We start from the raw sequence: 15,239 nt of genomic DNA on the forward strand, positions 1-15,239 counted from the left end.
TCGTTCACTCCTTGAAAAATGGTAGGGGGCGATTACACGAATCGCCCGTATAGATCCGAATCCCGCCGATTGGCGGCGAGATGTATTTCAGTCGATTCAGTCGCAGCCGCAAGCCGCCGTTTCCTCATCCGGCACCTGCGTCGGATACATGTTGTCGAAGCAGGCGGTGCAATGTCCGCCCTGCGTTTCGCCATGCAGATGGCCGATCGATTCGACCAGGCCTTCCTTGGACAAAAAATGCAGCGAGTCGGCGTTAATCGCCTTGCGGATTTCCTCAATCGTTTTTTGCGCGCCGATCAGCTCTTTGCGGCTCGGCGTATCGATGCCGTAGAAGCAAGGATTTTTGAACGGCGGCGAACTGATGCGCACATGCACTTCCTTCGCCCCCGCTTCGCGCAGTAGGTTGACGATTCGAAGCGAGGTCGTGCCGCGCACGATCGAATCGTCGATCATGACGACGCGTTTGCCTTCGACGACGCCGCGGACGGCGCTCAGCTTCATCTTGACGCCCTGTTCGCGCAGCTCCTGGCTCGGCTGGATAAACGTCCGGCCCGTGTAGCGGTTTTTGATTAAGCCAAGCTCATACGGAATGCCCGTCTGCTCGGCATAACCGATCGCCGCCGATATGCTCGAATCCGGCACGCCGGTAACGATGTCCGCATCGACGAACGACTCGATAGCGAGCCGCCTGCCCATGCGCTTGCGCGCGCTGTGCACGTTGACCGCATCGATATCGCTATCGGGGCGGGAAAAATAAATGTATTCCATCGCGCAAACCGCGCGTTTCGTCTTCTCGGTAAACCGATCTTCCTTCAAGCCGCTGCCGTCCAAAATAAGCAGCTCGCCCGGTTCGATATCGCGGACATATTCGGCGCCGACCGCGTCGAAGGCGCACGTCTCGGACGCGAATACATACGCATCGCCCAGCTTGCCGAGGACGAACGGGCGCAGTCCGTGCGGATCGCGCGCCGCGATCAGCTTGCCGTTGGTCATAAACAGGAACGCGTACGCCCCGTTCAGCTTCACGAGCGCTTCGCGCGCCGCCTCCACGATGTCGTCATGCTTAGAGCGGGCGATCAGATGGGCAACGACCTCGGTATCGCTGGACGTTTGGAAAATCGAGCCCTGCCGCTCCAAATCTTTGCGGATTTCCGGCGCGTTGACGATATTGCCGTTCGTCGCTACGGCCAGATCGCCTTCGCGGTATTTGAACACGAGCGGCTGGGCGTTCGCCAGCTTGCTCTCTCCAGCAGTCGAATAGCGAACGTGCGCAATGGCGATGGAGCCTTTGAGCGAAGCGAGCTTGTCGTTATCGAACACTTCCTTGACGAGCCCCATGCCGCGGTGATAATGGAACTGGCTGCCGTCGGTCGTGCAGATGCCGCCGCTCTCCTGGCCGCGATGCTGGAGCGCGTGCAACCCGTAGTAACAGAGATGCGAAGCCTCGGGGTGACCGAACACCCCGAACACCCCGCATTCTTCCTTCAATTTATCGAACAAGATTTCACCGGTAACGCCTTCGTTGTAGAAGTCCCCGCCCCAAAGCTTAACCGCGGGAAGCTTTACTTCATGAGGCATGGGATCGCATCCTTCCAAACCTTTTCTAGCTGAGTGACAGGCGACTGGATGGCTGGTTTCGCGTTAACTTGGATTGTTAAAGTTTGGCCTTGCACGGTACCGATGTTTACGGCCGGTACGCCGTTTTGGGAGAGCCACGCTTCGAGCTCGGCCGCTTGTTCCGGCGAAGCGCTAAGCAGGATGCGGGACTGGCTTTCGCTGAACAGGGCGAAGTCTGGACGCAGCTCGGTGGAGATGTTTACGCTGGCGCCGAGACGGCCGCTGATGCACGATTCGGCCAGAGCCGCCGCAATGCCGCCTTCCGACAAGTCGTGCGCGGAAGCGACGAGACCTTTTTGAATCGCGCCGAGCACGCTATCCAGCAGCTTCTTCTCGGTGTCGAGATCGATTTGCGGCGGACGGCCTTCGGTAACGCCGTGCAGCACTTTCTGGAATTCGCTGCCGCCGAGCTCCGCTTTCGTTTCACCGAGCAGGAAGATGACGTCGCCTTCCTTCTTGAAGCCTTGCGTCGTAATATGATCCAGATCGTGCACGAGTCCGACCATGCCGATAACCGGCGTCGGGTAAATCGCGCCCTTCGAATTCTCGTTGTACAAGCTGACGTTGCCGCCGATAACCGGCGCATTCAGCTTCCGGCACGCTTCGGACATGCCGTCCGCCGCTTTTTCGAGCTGCCAGAAAATTTCCGGCTTCTCCGGATTGCCGAAGTTGAGGTTATCCGTAATCGCCAGCGGCTCCGCGCCCGTACAGACGATATTGCGCGCCGCTTCGGCAACCGCAATCGCGCCGCCGACTTCCGGATCGAGGTACACATAACGCCCGTTGCAGTCGGTCGTCATCGCCAGCGCCTTGCGCGTGCCGTCAACGCCTACTACCGCAGCGTCCGAGCCCGGACGTACGTAAGTGCTCGTCCGTACCATGTGATCGTATTGATTGTAGACCCATTCCTTGCTGGCAACCGTCGGGGAGGCGAGCACTTGCTTCAGCGCGTCCGTCAAATCGGTCACTTCCGCATAACGGGTCGTGTCGACCGATGCCTGCTGCTCGTAATAAGCCGGAACTTTGGACGGTTTGTTGTATACCGGACACTCGTCGACAAGCGCCTTGACCGGCAGCACGCCCACGATCTCGCCCTTGTGGAACAGCTTCAAGTTGCCGTCGTCGGTTACTTTGCCGACCTTTGCACAGATCAGGCCCCAGCGCTCGAAAATCTCCTTCGCCTGCGCCTCGTGCTCCGGCTTCACAACGAACAGCATCCGTTCTTGCGACTCGGACAGCATCATCTCGTAAGGCGTCATGCCTTCCTCGCGCTGCGGTACCTCGTCGAGGTAAAGCTCCATGCCGTTGCCCGCCTTGCTCGCCATTTCGGAGCTGGAGCACGTAAGACCTGCGGCGCCCATATCCTGAATGCCGACGACGATGCCGGAGTTGATCAGCTCAAGAGTCGCTTCGAGTACGAGCTTCTCCATGAACGGATCGCCTACTTGTACCGCAGGACGCTTCGCTTCCGATTCTGCCGTCAGCTCCTCGGAGGCGAATGTCGCGCCGTGAATGCCGTCGCGGCCGGTTGCCGGGCCTACGTAGAAGACCGGGTTGCCGACGCCTTGCGCGACGCCCTTCTGAATTTTATCGTGATCGATGAGGCCTACGCACATCGCATTTACGAGCGGATTGCCTTCGTAGCTTTCGTCGAACATGACTTCGCCCGCAACCGTCGGAATGCCGATACAGTTGCCGTAGCCGGCGATGCCCGATACGACGTGTTCGAACAAATATTTAACCCGGTCGTTCGTCAGCGAGCCGAACCGGAGCGAGTTGAGCAGCGCAACCGGACGCGCACCCATCGAGAAAATGTCGCGGATAATGCCGCCGACGCCTGTCGCCGCGCCTTGGTAAGGCTCGATAGCGGACGGGTGGTTGTGGCTTTCGATTTTGAACACGACCGCTTGCTTGTCGCCGATGTCGACGATGCCAGCGCCTTCGCCCGGTCCCATCAGGACGCGCGGTCCGGTAATCGGGAATCGCTTCAGAATCGGCTTGGAGTTTTTGTACGAGCAGTGCTCCGACCACATAACGCTGAATACGCCGATTTCCACATAATTCGGCTGCCGTCCGAGAAATCCGCAGATGAGGTCGTACTCGCTGTCGGTTACGCCCATTTGCTTGTAAATTTTTTGCTCCGCGATTTGTTCCGCCGTTGGTTCCTTAAGCGTGAGCTGCTGCGCCATGTTTTTCCCTCCATGCGTTCAAAATCGACGTAAACATCCGTTTGCCGTCCTCCGAGCCGAGCAGCTGATCGACAGCCCGCTCCGGGTGCGGCATCATGCCGACCACATTGCCCGCCTTGTTGCTGATGCCGGCGATATCGTCCACCGAGCCGTTCGGATTTTCGCCGTGATAACGGAATACGATCTGGTTGTTCGCCTTCAGCTCCGCGAGTGTCGCGTCGTCGCAGTAGTAGTTGCCTTCGCCGTGCGCGATCGGAATATTGATCAGTTCTCCGGCCGCATATTGCGTCGTGAACGGATTCTCATTGTTGTCCACGCGCAGCGTCGCCGGATGGCAGCGGAACTTGAGCGACCGGTTGCGCAGCATGGCGCCCGGAAGCAGTCCCGATTCGAGCAAAATTTGGAATCCGTTGCAAATGCCGAGCACGAACTTCCCTTGCTCCGCCGCCTTTACAACCTCGTTCATAACCGGAGCAAAACGGGAAATCGCGCCGCAGCGCAAGTAGTCGCCGTACGAGAAGCCGCCTGGGACAAGAATGCCGTCATATTGGGACAGATCGGTAGCGGTATGCCATACGTATTCGACCGGCTGGCCGATCGTTTGCTCGACCGCCTTGAAGCAGTCGATGTCGCAGTTCGATCCGGGAAACACGAGAACCGCAAATTTCATGGGTCGAAGCCCTCCTTCATATTCTGTAACCTATCGTCGCCGTTCGAAAACTTAAAAAATCGGATAGCAGGCCGTAGCCCGCTTCGCTCACTTGGAGGAAAGCTCGAACCGGTAATCCTCGATAACCGTATTGGCCAGCAGCTTTTCGCACATCGCTTTGACGCGGGCTTCCGCCTCTGCAGCGTCGCTCGTATCCAGCTCCAGCTCCATATATTTGCCGATGCGCACTTTGCCCACTTCCGCGAAGCCCATCGAGTGCAGGGCGCCTTGCACGGCGCTTCCTTGCGGGTCGAGTACGTTTTGCTTGATCGTTACGTAGACGGTTGCTTTCAACATGGGAAGTTCCTCCTCATTATCGGTAGATCGATGTCTCTATCGGGTCAAGCTGTAATCGGAATCGTTCAACCGCCGGTCAAACGATGCAAAATGTCGCGGTACCGGCGCGACGTTTCCTCCACGACCGCGGCCGGCAGCGGATCGGGCTCGCTGTTTTTGTCCCAGCCGGTGCCGGAGAGGTACGTGCGTACCGGTTCCTTGTCCATGCCATCGATTTCGATGTCGTAGGCATAGTTTTCTTTCGCCCAGAAGCGCGAGGAATCCGGGGTGAAAATTTCGTCAATCAATATAACCTTGCCATCAATGAGTCCGAACTCGAACTTTGTATCGGCTAAAATGATGCCGCGTTCGGCGCAAAACTGATGCGCGAACTCATACAGCCTGAAGCTTTTCTCGCGAAGCTCGGCGGCCAGCTCCTTGCCGACCAGCTCTTCCATCCGCTCGTACGAAATATCCTCGTCGTGGCCGGCGTCGTTTTTCGCCGCCGGGGTGAACAGCGGCTGCGGGAACTTCTCGTTTTTGCGCATGCCTTCGGGAAGCTTAATGCCGTTAATCTCGCCCGTTTTCTGGTATTGTCTCCACCCGCCCCCGGTTATATAGCCACGAACGACGCACTCGATATCGATGCGCTGCGCCTTCTTCGACACCGTGAAGCGGTGTTTCATCACATCCGCGTCCTTGATCAGGCCGGCCGGAAGCTTCTCCAGATCGGTATGGACGACGTGGTTCGGCATCAACGACGCCGTTTGCTTGAACCAGAACGCGCTCAATTGGTTAAGCACGTTGCCTTTGTCCGGCACGGCCGGGCTCAGCACGTAGTCGAAGGCGGAGATGCGGTCGGTCGTGACCATCAGAAAATGCTCCCCCAGATCGTACATTTCGCGCACTTTCCCTTTATAAAAGAGCGGTGCGTTCACATACTCTGCAGCGCTTGAAATCGCCGTCGTTGCACTCAAGGCAAAAACCTCCTTCGATTTATTCGGATGGATTCGGGTAAGTATCATTCCGTTTGTATGGTATGAAAGCGGAAGAAAGGACGCTGGCGGAGGTTCGTTCATCTCGGCTGGCGGATTAGCAGAAATTCGTTCCGTTAATGATGTATTTCCCGAATATTTCCCCTGGATAAAGGAACGGTTTTCCGCTATCCGCGTTTTTTCCAAGCCTATAAGCCGTTTCTCGCTCGTATAACGGAACTCAGTTCCGTTACCGCCCGCTTGCTCCGCGTATTTTCAACTATTAACGTACTTTAGTTCCGTTATGGCTTACCTACTCGTTCAAGCCAAGACGGGCGAAAATCGTATCCACATGCTTCAAATGCCAGCTCGGATTGAAGCAATCGGCGATCTCCTCGGCCGACAGCTGCTCGCGGATGACCGGATCGTTCTCGACGATGTCGCGGAACGAGCGCTGCTCCTCCCAAGCTTGCATCGCCTTCGGCTGCACCGTATCATACGCCTGCTCGCGGCTGAAGCCTTTGTCGATCAGCTTCGTCATGACGCGGCCGGAGAACGGCACGTCGTACGTGCTTCTCATGTTGCGCAGCATGTTGTTCGGGAACACGGTCAAGTTTTTGATAATGTTGCCGAGACGGTTCAGCATGTAGTTGATCAGGATCGTCGAGTCCGGCAGGATGATGCGCTCCACGGACGAGTGAGAAATGTCGCGCTCGTGCCACAGCGGCACGTTCTCGTACGCTGAGATCATATGGCCGCGGATGACGCGCGCAAGGCCGGAGATGCTCTCGCAGCCGATCGGGTTGCGCTTGTGCGGCATTGCCGACGAGCCTTTTTGCCCTTTCGCGAACGGCTCTTCGACTTCGCGGAATTCGCTCTTTTGCAGGGCGCGAATTTCGGTGGCGAACTTGTCGAGCGAAGTCGCGATGAGCGCCAGCGTGCTGAGGTAATCGGCATGGCGGTCGCGCTGCAGCGTTTGCGTCGAGATCGGAGCCGGCTTCGTGCCGAGCTTCTCGCATACGTACTGCTCCAGGAACGGATCGGCGTTCGCGTACGTGCCGACGGCGCCGGAAATTTTACCGAACTGCACACCGTCCGCAGCTGTGCGGAAACGTTCTAGATTCCGTTTCATTTCTTCGTGCCACAGCGCCATTTTCAGGCCGAACGTAGTCGGCTCGGCGTGAACGCCGTGCGTGCGTCCCATCATCGGCGTGTTTTTGTACTGGATCGCTTTCTCCCGCAAAATATCGATGAACCGGAGCAAATCTTTCTCGATAATCTCGTTCGCCTGACGCAGCAAATAGCCGAGCGCCGTGTCGACGACGTCAGTGGAGGTCAGTCCGTAATGAACCCATTTGCGCTCGCCGCCCAGCGTTTCGGATACGGCCCGCGTGAAGGCGATGACGTCGTGGCGGGTTTCTTCCTCGATCTCGTAAATGCGGTCGATGTTAAAGCTGGCATTGTCGCGGATGGCCTTGACGTCTTCCTTAGGAATGACGCCAAGCTCCGACCAAGCTTCGCAGGAAAGAATTTCCACCTCGAGCCAGGCTTTGAATTTATTTTCTTCGGTCCAGATGGCGGCCATCTCGGGCCGGCTGTAACGCTGCAGCATGTTCGTACCTCCGTTTGTATAGTTAACGTTATCGTATCGTGTGTAAGGTGAATCTTCCGCTTAGTTAGCTTGCCAGATCGCGGAGCTTTCGGTCCAGCGGATCGCTTTGTCCACATCGTCCGTCAGCAGATTGACATGGCCCATCTTGCGCTTCGTCTTCGCCTCGTGCTTGCCGTACAGATGCACCTTGGCGGCAACGCCTTCGGGCAGCCCCGCTTCCTCGCCCATCCATTCCAGCAGGGGCGCTACATGCTCGCCCAAAATGTTAACCATGACGACCGGGGTGAGCAGCTCGACCGGACCAAGCGGCAAATTGCAGATCGCCCGTACATGCTGCTCGAACTGGGACGTCCGGCACGCTTCCATCGTGTAATGGCCGGAGTTATGCGGCCGCGGCGCCAGCTCGTTAACGAACAGCTCGCCGTCCCGGGTAAGAAACATTTCCACCGCCAGCAGCCCGATCGCCTGCATCGATTCGGCGATGCGAATCGCCATCCGCTCCGCTTCCGCCAGCACCTCGGCCGGCGCCCGGGCCGGCACGATCGACAGATGCAAAATATTGTCCACGTGCACATTTTCCGCCACCGGGAATGCCCTTACTTCGCCCCGCGGGCTTCTCGCTGCGATCACGGATATTTCTTTCTCAAACGGTATAAACTTCTCGAGAACGAGCTCCGTCTTGGCGCGAGCCAGCGTGTCGTACGCTTCCTGAATCTCGCCCTCCGAGCGGATCACCCATTGTCCTTTGCCGTCGTAGCCGCCGGTTGCCGTCTTGAGCACGCTCGGGATGCCGAACTCGCGAACCGCTTCGGCGAGCTCCTCCGCGCTGCGGATTTCCCGGTACGGCGCCACCTTGACGCCCGCCGCCTCGATCGCCCGCTTCTCACGCAGCCGGTGCTGCGTCGTATACAGCAGCTCGCTGCCCTGAGGCACATACGACTCGCTCATGAGCATGCCGGCAACGGCCGCGTCCACGTTCTCGAACTCGTACGTGATGACGTCCGATCCCGCAGCCAGCTTCCTCGCCGCCTCGGCATCGTGGTACGCCGCGACGATCTGCTCGTCGGCGACCTGCCCAAGCGGCGAATCCGGCGTCGGATCGAGCGTCGTGAACCGGTAGCCCATCGCCCGTCCCGCCAGCGCCAGCATCCGCCCGAGCTGGCCTCCGCCCAGCACGCCGATCGTGCTGCCGGGCAATATCGTTTTGTCCGGATGAACCATCACTGTTCCGCCCCCAACGTTTCGCTCATCTGCATGACGTGCTCGCGCAGCTTCTCGCGTCTGTCGCGAAGCTTCTCCGTCAGCTCGGGATCGCTCGTGCCGAGTATTTGCGCAGCCAGCAGTCCCGCATTCGTTGCGCCCGCGTTGCCGATCGCTACGGTTGCGACCGGAATACCGCCCGGCATCTGTACGATCGACAGCAGCGAATCGAGTCCGTTCAAGTTCGAGGACTTGACCGGCACGCCGATGACCGGAAGTTCGGTCTTCGAAGCGACCATGCCCGGCAAATGCGCAGCGCCGCCCGCTCCCGCGATAATGACCTTAAGCCCGCGCCCGTGCGCCGATGCTGCATATTCGAACATCAGATCCGGAGTCCGGTGGGCCGATACGACCTTCTTCTCGTAAGATACGCCCAGCTCGTCCAGAATGTCGCACGCATGCTTCATCGTCGGCCAGTCGGAATTGCTTCCCATAATAACGCCTACCTGCACCGCCATATTCAACCATCCTTCGCCTGTAGGATAACCGGCAAACCCGGCCGCTAACAAAAGAAAAAGTCCAGCGGCAAAACGCTAAGTTCGCGCCTGCCCGATGGACGTAAGCTCCTCTAAACGCACCTGCTTTCGCGAAAGCGAAAAAGGGGAATGCCAGACCGCCGTTTACGGCGTCCCATTCCACCAACAGGTTAGCTCGTAGTCCAAAAATTTAAGGTTCTTGGGTAGATACTTCCGGGCCATATTCCCGGCGTTATACGAGAAAACACAAAGTATGATCCGATTGATTTGCTGCATGTTTAGTTTATCAATGTTAACATAGCCGTGTCAACTTAAAAAGGCGAACATTATTGTGTCCATTTTGTTCAAAAGTTCGTATTTCGCGCGTAATATCGATCGGGTTTTGTCGAATGAACGGTTATCGGCCCTCTGTTCGCCCTAACGAAGCTTAAAAAAGGCTGCACAGAGCGTTATTTCCGAACTGCAAACGCATTCAATTCCGGAACATTCGCGTGCCGAACAATCCGAGCTTCGCAAAACAAAAATAAACCGCCTCTTCCCTCAAGAAGAGACGGTCCGTTATGGATGATTGCCTATTCAAGCCTCCGGCCCGGTATTATACGGCCGCGGCGGACGCCTCGCGCAGCGGAATGCTCGTTACTCCCTGCGGTACGTCCAGGATGAGCTGCCGAAGCGGCATACCGCAGCGGTTCACCATCCGTTCGCTTCGGATGACGGCCGCTCCGCCGCCCTCCGGCAGTGCGGCATCGGGCGGCAGCAGCACGGTCAGCCCTTTGCATACGCGTTCCGCGGTAATGCGCAAATACCCGTCTTCGACAGTGGCCTGCACCGTTCTGCGCAGCTCCAGCCAGTTATACAGCTCGAGCGCCGTCCACCAGACGAGGCCTTGTTCCTCCCCGTACCGCAGCAATTCCAGAAAACCGCTGCCCACATTGTCGTGCGCCGCCATCGTAGCCGGATGGTAAAGGAAATGGGCGACGCCGTACACTTCTTTGCTGCGGTCCAGCAGCACCTTCGCTTCCGGCATTGTGCAGCGAATCGGGACCGGAGGGTCCCAGGCTAGCGTCGGATTGCTGTACACCTTCATGATCCGGTTGCGGTCCGCGCTGTCCGACATCGGCAAATACGGATGGCAAGTACCGGCGAGGAAGCCTTTATTGCCTTGCTTCGTCCCGCCCTTGCTTTGCTCGAAGACGATGCCGGCCCGCTCGCACCATTTGTAAAACTGTACGTCGCCTTCCCAGCGCAAATAATGGTTTTTATTCGTCTTTATATGCGCCGGCCCGCCGATCGCCGCCATTTGACTCTGAAGCGCGGCAAGCTGCTCGTTAAACAGCTCCTCGTCCCAGTAACAGCCTTCGGATTCCAGCGCGTTGTAATGAAGCGCCATTTCATGGCCTTCGGCAACAATACGTTTGTATAGGGCTTCCGGATAACCCGGCATAATGATGCACCAGCTCGACTTGATCCCGGCTTCCTTCAGCCGGTCGAGCATGACCTCCGCCGCTTCCGGCGCATTGCCGTCCGTGTCGTGCGAAATATGCCCGACCGCTTCGAGCCCCTCGGGCCAAAACCACACCTGCGCCATCGTCCGGGAAACCGTTTTACTCAAACGGTGCAGCAGCCGGATGAACAGCAGGCGGAATTCGTCCACGATCGGATGCATATAAAACGGAATGCCGCCCGCCTCCAAGGCGTTTCGGTCCCGTACCCAGTCCAGAACGCTGCCGTCGTCCGCCTTCCATATATCATCGTTTATAAGACCGGAACCGTCCGGGGACGGTACGCCGTCCTTTACGACCGAGATTCCTTGCTGGATGAGGCAGAACGTACGGGCAAGATCGACGGACAGCAGCGCCGCCGCTCCTCCGGGATAAGCTTTGAACGTCACTGCCGGATGCGACGTTGGCGAACCGTTACTTAGGGTGACGGCGCCTTCCGTTTCTACGCCTTCCTCCGCCTTGACGAGCGTTCCGCCGAAAAAATGGAACGAGCTTCGCAATCCGTCTGCAAGCGCCGAGCCGCTCCAATCGATCCAGCCTTCCTTTATCGACCGTACCCGCTTGACGCCAAGCGCGGCATCGAGCGAATGCGTGTCCCCGATCGTCAGCAGTGCGTTGCCGCTTCGGCAGTAGTCCTCGAATATGCCCGACCAATCCGCTCTTGGATCCAATCCGGCGACGATCGAAACGCCCTGCGGCCTGCTGTTCAGCCAAGCCTCCGGCGACCATACGGTATAAGCGAAACCCGATTGCTTCAATATTTCAAATAAATACGGTGTGTATTCGTCCCGGCCCTGGTTCCATCTATGCACGGCCTGCTTCTCGTTCCATATCACATGGATCATCGAAAAATCACCTGTCTCATACATGTTTTTATTTGCTTAGTAACATCATAATCGCTGCACCCCGAGCCGTCAATCGCCGAAAATAAGAATAACGTCTGCCGAAGCACTCCAGAGAGCAGTTCCGTTTGTTTCGAACATTCTTCGTGTTCGATTCAAAAATACAGTATTGAACTTTGAACACACGATTGTTATATTCATCCATGAATACGAGTGAATTGTTACAAGTTATGGAAGTTTCGGAGAGGAGAACGAGCATGACCACGGTTTATTTGGCTGGGGATTCCACTGTGTCCAGCTATGGCGCGAGTGCGGCGCCGATGGCTGGTTGGGGGCAGATGATTGGGGAGCTGTTCCAGGACGGTGTCCAGGTCCGCAACGAGGCGCGCGGGGGACGCAGCTCCAAAAGCTTCATCGGCGAAGGAAGGCTGGCTCCGATCGCGGAGGCGATAACCCCGGGCGATTATTTGTTCATCCAGTTCGGGCATAACGACCAAAAAAACGACGAAGCCCGCTATACGTCTCCGAACGAGACTTATCCGCACTATTTACGGCAATATATCGAAGCCGCGCGGACGAAGGGAGCGACGCCTGTGCTGTTCACTCCTGTCGAGCGCAGACTGTTCGGCGAGGACGGGCGGCTGAAAGATTCGCACGGCGCTTACCCCGCCGCGGTGTTGAAGCTCGCGGATGAGGAAAACGTGACGGTGATCGATCTGCGGCAAAAAAGCCGCAGCCTGCTTGAATCGCTCGGTGACGAAGCCTCGAAGAAGCTGTTCACCTGGCTGGAGCCCGGCGAGAGTCCCAATTACCCGAGCGGCACGCAGGACAATACGCATTTCAACGAGACCGGCGCCCGCGAGATCGCCCGCCTTGTCGCCGAAGGCATCCGCGAATCCGGCTTGGCGCTTGCCAACCGGTTGTTGATCTAAACCTCAGGTTCCCTCATAACGCCGACAAGCGCCCTGATAGCGGGCGCTGTTCGCTTTTATTCGACGGATATAATCGGTTCGTTTGCGTTTTGTTGAAGCGTTTTGTGTGGAACTTCAGGAAAAAAGAAAAAGCCGCAGCGGCGCGGCTTTCCATACTAACCTTGTTATGTACCTTCTTTTCCGGACATCTCGCGTTCGAAAAAAAGCAGCGCATCGGCTAAATGCTGCGTCCAGTATTCCCAATTATGCGTGCCTTCGAACTCGGCAAATTCGTGAGCGTAACCCGTCTCGTCCAAATGCCGTTTAAACGCGATGTTTAGCGGGAACAATGAATCGTCCTTGCCGCAATCGAAATAAAGCGCCGGCCGGCCCTCTACGCTTGCACGCGCTTGGCTCAATAGCGCCAAGTCGTACTTTTTCGCATGGTCGCCTTGCTGCGGTCCGGTCATCCGGGCCCAGCCGGATCGGGTAAACTCAGTATACGGCAGCTGTCCAACGGAGCCTAACGCACCGGACAAGCTGACCGCTGCACCGAACGTATCCGGATGGCGCAGAGCCAGCATGAAGGCGCCGAAGCCGCCCATCGACAATCCGCCGATGCAGCGGTACGATTTGTCCGCCATCGTCCGGTAATTGGCGTCGATGTACGGCACCAGATCGTACATCATGTACTGCTCGTAATTGCCGGTACCGTCATACCAGTCGATATAAAACGTTCCGTGACCGTAACCGCCATCGCTCGGCAAAACGACAATACTTTCGCGCAGCTCGCCCGCAGCGATCATCCGCTCGATCGTTTGCTCCGCGCCGCCTTTCGTCAGCCAGCTGCTCTCGCAGCCATACATGCCGTGAAGCAAATAAATGACCGGATACGCCCGCTCGGACTGCTCATACGAAGGGGGCAAATAAACGAAGCAAGACATTCTCGCAAACAGCGCCCCCGAGAAAAAAGAAACGGGATGAACGGCCATGCGATCACCTCCATCAACGATCTCATTTTTTAGGTTAACATCCGCCTACGTTATTATAACCTTACTCTCCAGCCCCGACCTTATTCCTGTCGCCGATCAGATCCAGCAAGGCGGCAGGCAGCTTGAACTGCTGGTTATTGATGATAATATCCGACAGATTCCATTCGTCCGCCGACTGTTCCTCTTTGATTTGCTCGATTTCTTTATGCAGCCTCTCCATTTTGCGATCGAGAGCGGTAGCCGAATCGGCAGCTTCCTTAAGCTCCTTGAGCAAATGCGCCGGCACCGCCTGCTTGTACTTATAGTAAATTTTGTGCTCCAGGCTTGCCCAAAAGTCCATCGCAATTGTGCGAATCTGCACTTCGACGCATACGGTCTCCTGCCTGTCGGACATAAACACCGGCACCTGTACAAGCAGATGAAGGCTTCGGTACCCGTTCGGCTTCGGGTGGCTGATATAATCTTTTTCGTCGGTCAAAGTCAGGTCGCTCTGGCTGCACAACATATCGCGAATCCGATAAATGTCGGAGATAAACGAACACGTAATGCGGATACCCGCTATATCCTTAATATGCTCCCTCATGCTCGGGAACGAGAAATCGCAGCCCTTGCGCATCATTTTATTCATAATGCTCTCCGGCGATTTCAGCCGCGATTTCGTATGCTCGATCGGATTGTATTCGTGCAGCAGGTGAAATTCCTCCTGCAAAATATCGATCTTCGTCTCCAATTCCTGCAAGGCGAACTTGTACATCATCATAAACCGCGTAATTTCGTTCCGGATCAGCTTGAATTGCTCGATCGGATGCCCGTTCATCTGCAAACCCCTTTCTGCTTCCGTACTTTCATAGCGTACCCATTTTGGCTTGTCAGCGGAACCGTCTGCAGACCGATTTTACCGGTGACCGTTCCAAACAACCCCACAAAGTGGAGCCCCCAGCTTCGAAGCTGGGGGCTCCCCCGAAAGTAATAGGATTATTCTACAGAGGCTCACGTCACTTTCGGGGGAATCGATTATTCCAAATACTTTGTGGGGAGCCCCGAAACTTATAAATTCTAAAAAAGCCCTTCTCGCATTTCTGCGAAAAGGGCGGTTATGTCGCTTGGCAACGTCCTACTCTCCCAGGACCCTGCGGTCCAAGTACCATCGGCGCTGGAGGGCTTAACGGTCGTGTTCGGGATGGGAACGCGTGGATCCCCTCCGCCGTCATCACCAAACGGATTGAATTGAAAGAAATAATCGGGTTTCCCCTCTTACTCCTTCAAAACTGAGCAACGAGCGCTGCAAGTGATTGTGAAGCTTGCGCTTCTTGTACCGAACCGTGACAGGTTCGAAGTACTCCATAGAAAGGAGGTGATCCAGCCGCACCTTCCGATACGGCTACCTTGTTACGACTTCACCCCAATCATCTACCCCACCTTCGGCGGCTGGCTCCTTGCGGTTACCTCACCGACTTCGGGTGTTGTAAACTCTCGTGGTGTGACGGGCGGTGTGTACAAGACCCGGGAACGTATTCACCGCGGCATGCTGATCCGCGATTACTAGCAATTCCGACTTCATGCAGGCGAGTTGCAGCCTGCAATCCGAACTGAGACCGGCTTTTTAGGATTGGCTCCACCTCGCGGCTTCGCGGCCCGTTGTACCGGCCATTGTAGTACGTGTGTAGCCCAGGTCATAAGGGGCATGATGATTTGACGTCATCCCCGCCTTCCTCCGGTTTGTCACCGGCAGTCATTCTAGAGTGCCCACCCGAAGTGCTGGCAACTAAAATCAAGGGTTGCGCTCGTTGCGGGACTTAACCCAACATCTCACGACACGAGCTGACGACAACCATGCACCACCTGTCTCCCCTGTCCCGAAGGCCTACCCTATCTCTAG

The 15,239-nt window shown here is 56.8% G+C and carries 12 protein-coding genes, 2 rRNA genes and 1 riboswitch; of the genes, 1 reads left to right on the forward strand and 13 read right to left on the reverse strand.

The window, feature by feature from the left end; all coding sequences use genetic code 11:
* Positions 1-96 precede the first annotated feature (96 nt).
* The 9 genes from purF to D7M11_RS15955 form a co-directional block, all read right to left on the reverse strand.
* Positions 97-1,578: an amidophosphoribosyltransferase gene (gene purF / locus D7M11_RS15915; protein WP_120748220.1), complete on the reverse strand. Its 1,482-nt coding sequence runs from the start codon at positions 1,576-1,578 to the stop codon at positions 97-99.
* On the reverse strand, positions 1,563-3,806 hold the full coding sequence (gene purL / locus D7M11_RS15920; RefSeq protein ID WP_120748221.1) for a phosphoribosylformylglycinamidine synthase subunit PurL: 2,244 nt from the start codon (positions 3,804-3,806) through the stop codon (positions 1,563-1,565). Before purL ends, purF begins: the two co-directional genes overlap by 16 nt.
* Positions 3,784-4,476: a phosphoribosylformylglycinamidine synthase subunit PurQ gene (gene purQ, locus D7M11_RS15925; protein WP_120748222.1), complete on the reverse strand. Its 693-nt coding sequence runs from the start codon at positions 4,474-4,476 to the stop codon at positions 3,784-3,786. Before purQ ends, purL begins: the two co-directional genes overlap by 23 nt.
* 87 nt (positions 4,477-4,563) lie before the next feature.
* Positions 4,564-4,812 (reverse strand): phosphoribosylformylglycinamidine synthase subunit PurS, encoded by a 249-nt coding sequence (purS, locus tag D7M11_RS15930; protein WP_120748223.1) that lies wholly within the window; start codon positions 4,810-4,812, stop codon positions 4,564-4,566.
* A 65-nt stretch (positions 4,813-4,877) separates the two neighbouring features.
* Positions 4,878-5,816 (reverse strand): phosphoribosylaminoimidazolesuccinocarboxamide synthase, encoded by a 939-nt coding sequence (locus D7M11_RS15935; protein WP_120748248.1) that lies wholly within the window; start codon positions 5,814-5,816, stop codon positions 4,878-4,880.
* A 262-nt stretch (positions 5,817-6,078) separates the two neighbouring features.
* On the reverse strand, positions 6,079-7,377 hold the full coding sequence (gene purB / locus D7M11_RS15940; protein WP_120748224.1) for an adenylosuccinate lyase: 1,299 nt from the start codon (positions 7,375-7,377) through the stop codon (positions 6,079-6,081).
* A 60-nt stretch (positions 7,378-7,437) separates the two neighbouring features.
* Positions 7,438-8,598, reverse strand: coding sequence for a 5-(carboxyamino)imidazole ribonucleotide synthase (gene purK, locus D7M11_RS15945; protein WP_120748225.1), 1,161 nt, complete (start codon positions 8,596-8,598; stop codon positions 7,438-7,440).
* On the reverse strand, positions 8,598-9,095 hold the full coding sequence (gene purE, locus D7M11_RS15950) for a 5-(carboxyamino)imidazole ribonucleotide mutase (protein ID WP_120748226.1): 498 nt from the start codon (positions 9,093-9,095) through the stop codon (positions 8,598-8,600). The genes purK and purE overlap by 1 nt, the downstream gene beginning before the upstream one ends.
* 176 nt (positions 9,096-9,271) lie before the next feature.
* A riboswitch (purine riboswitch) is annotated at positions 9,272-9,373 on the reverse strand.
* 335 nt (positions 9,374-9,708) lie between these two features.
* Positions 9,709-11,460, reverse strand: a complete 1,752-nt coding sequence (locus D7M11_RS15955) for a polysaccharide deacetylase family protein (RefSeq protein WP_120748227.1) — start codon at positions 11,458-11,460, stop codon at positions 9,709-9,711.
* Positions 11,461-11,714: 254 nt separating this feature from the next.
* Between D7M11_RS15955 and D7M11_RS15960 the strand changes: the two genes are divergently transcribed.
* Positions 11,715-12,389, forward strand: coding sequence for a rhamnogalacturonan acetylesterase (locus tag D7M11_RS15960; RefSeq protein ID WP_120748228.1), 675 nt, complete (start codon positions 11,715-11,717; stop codon positions 12,387-12,389).
* Between the two features lie 164 nt (positions 12,390-12,553).
* On the opposite strand, the gene D7M11_RS15965 is transcribed toward D7M11_RS15960, so the two are convergent.
* From D7M11_RS15965 to D7M11_RS15980, 4 genes are all read right to left on the reverse strand, one after another.
* Positions 12,554-13,360, reverse strand: coding sequence for an alpha/beta hydrolase (locus D7M11_RS15965; protein WP_120748229.1), 807 nt, complete (start codon positions 13,358-13,360; stop codon positions 12,554-12,556).
* Positions 13,361-13,421: 61 nt separating this feature from the next.
* On the reverse strand, positions 13,422-14,177 hold the full coding sequence (locus D7M11_RS15970; protein WP_120748230.1) for a GTP pyrophosphokinase: 756 nt from the start codon (positions 14,175-14,177) through the stop codon (positions 13,422-13,424).
* A gap of 284 nt (positions 14,178-14,461) precedes the next feature.
* Positions 14,462-14,578, reverse strand: a 5S ribosomal RNA gene (rrf, locus tag D7M11_RS15975).
* A gap of 129 nt (positions 14,579-14,707) precedes the next feature.
* Positions 14,708-15,239 (reverse strand): 16S ribosomal RNA (locus D7M11_RS15980); the annotation flags it as partial.

Origin of the sequence: Paenibacillus ginsengarvi (assembly GCF_003626695.1) — a bacterium.
GTDB classification, from domain to species: Bacteria; Bacillota; Bacilli; order Paenibacillales; family NBRC-103111; genus Paenibacillus_AB; species Paenibacillus_AB ginsengarvi.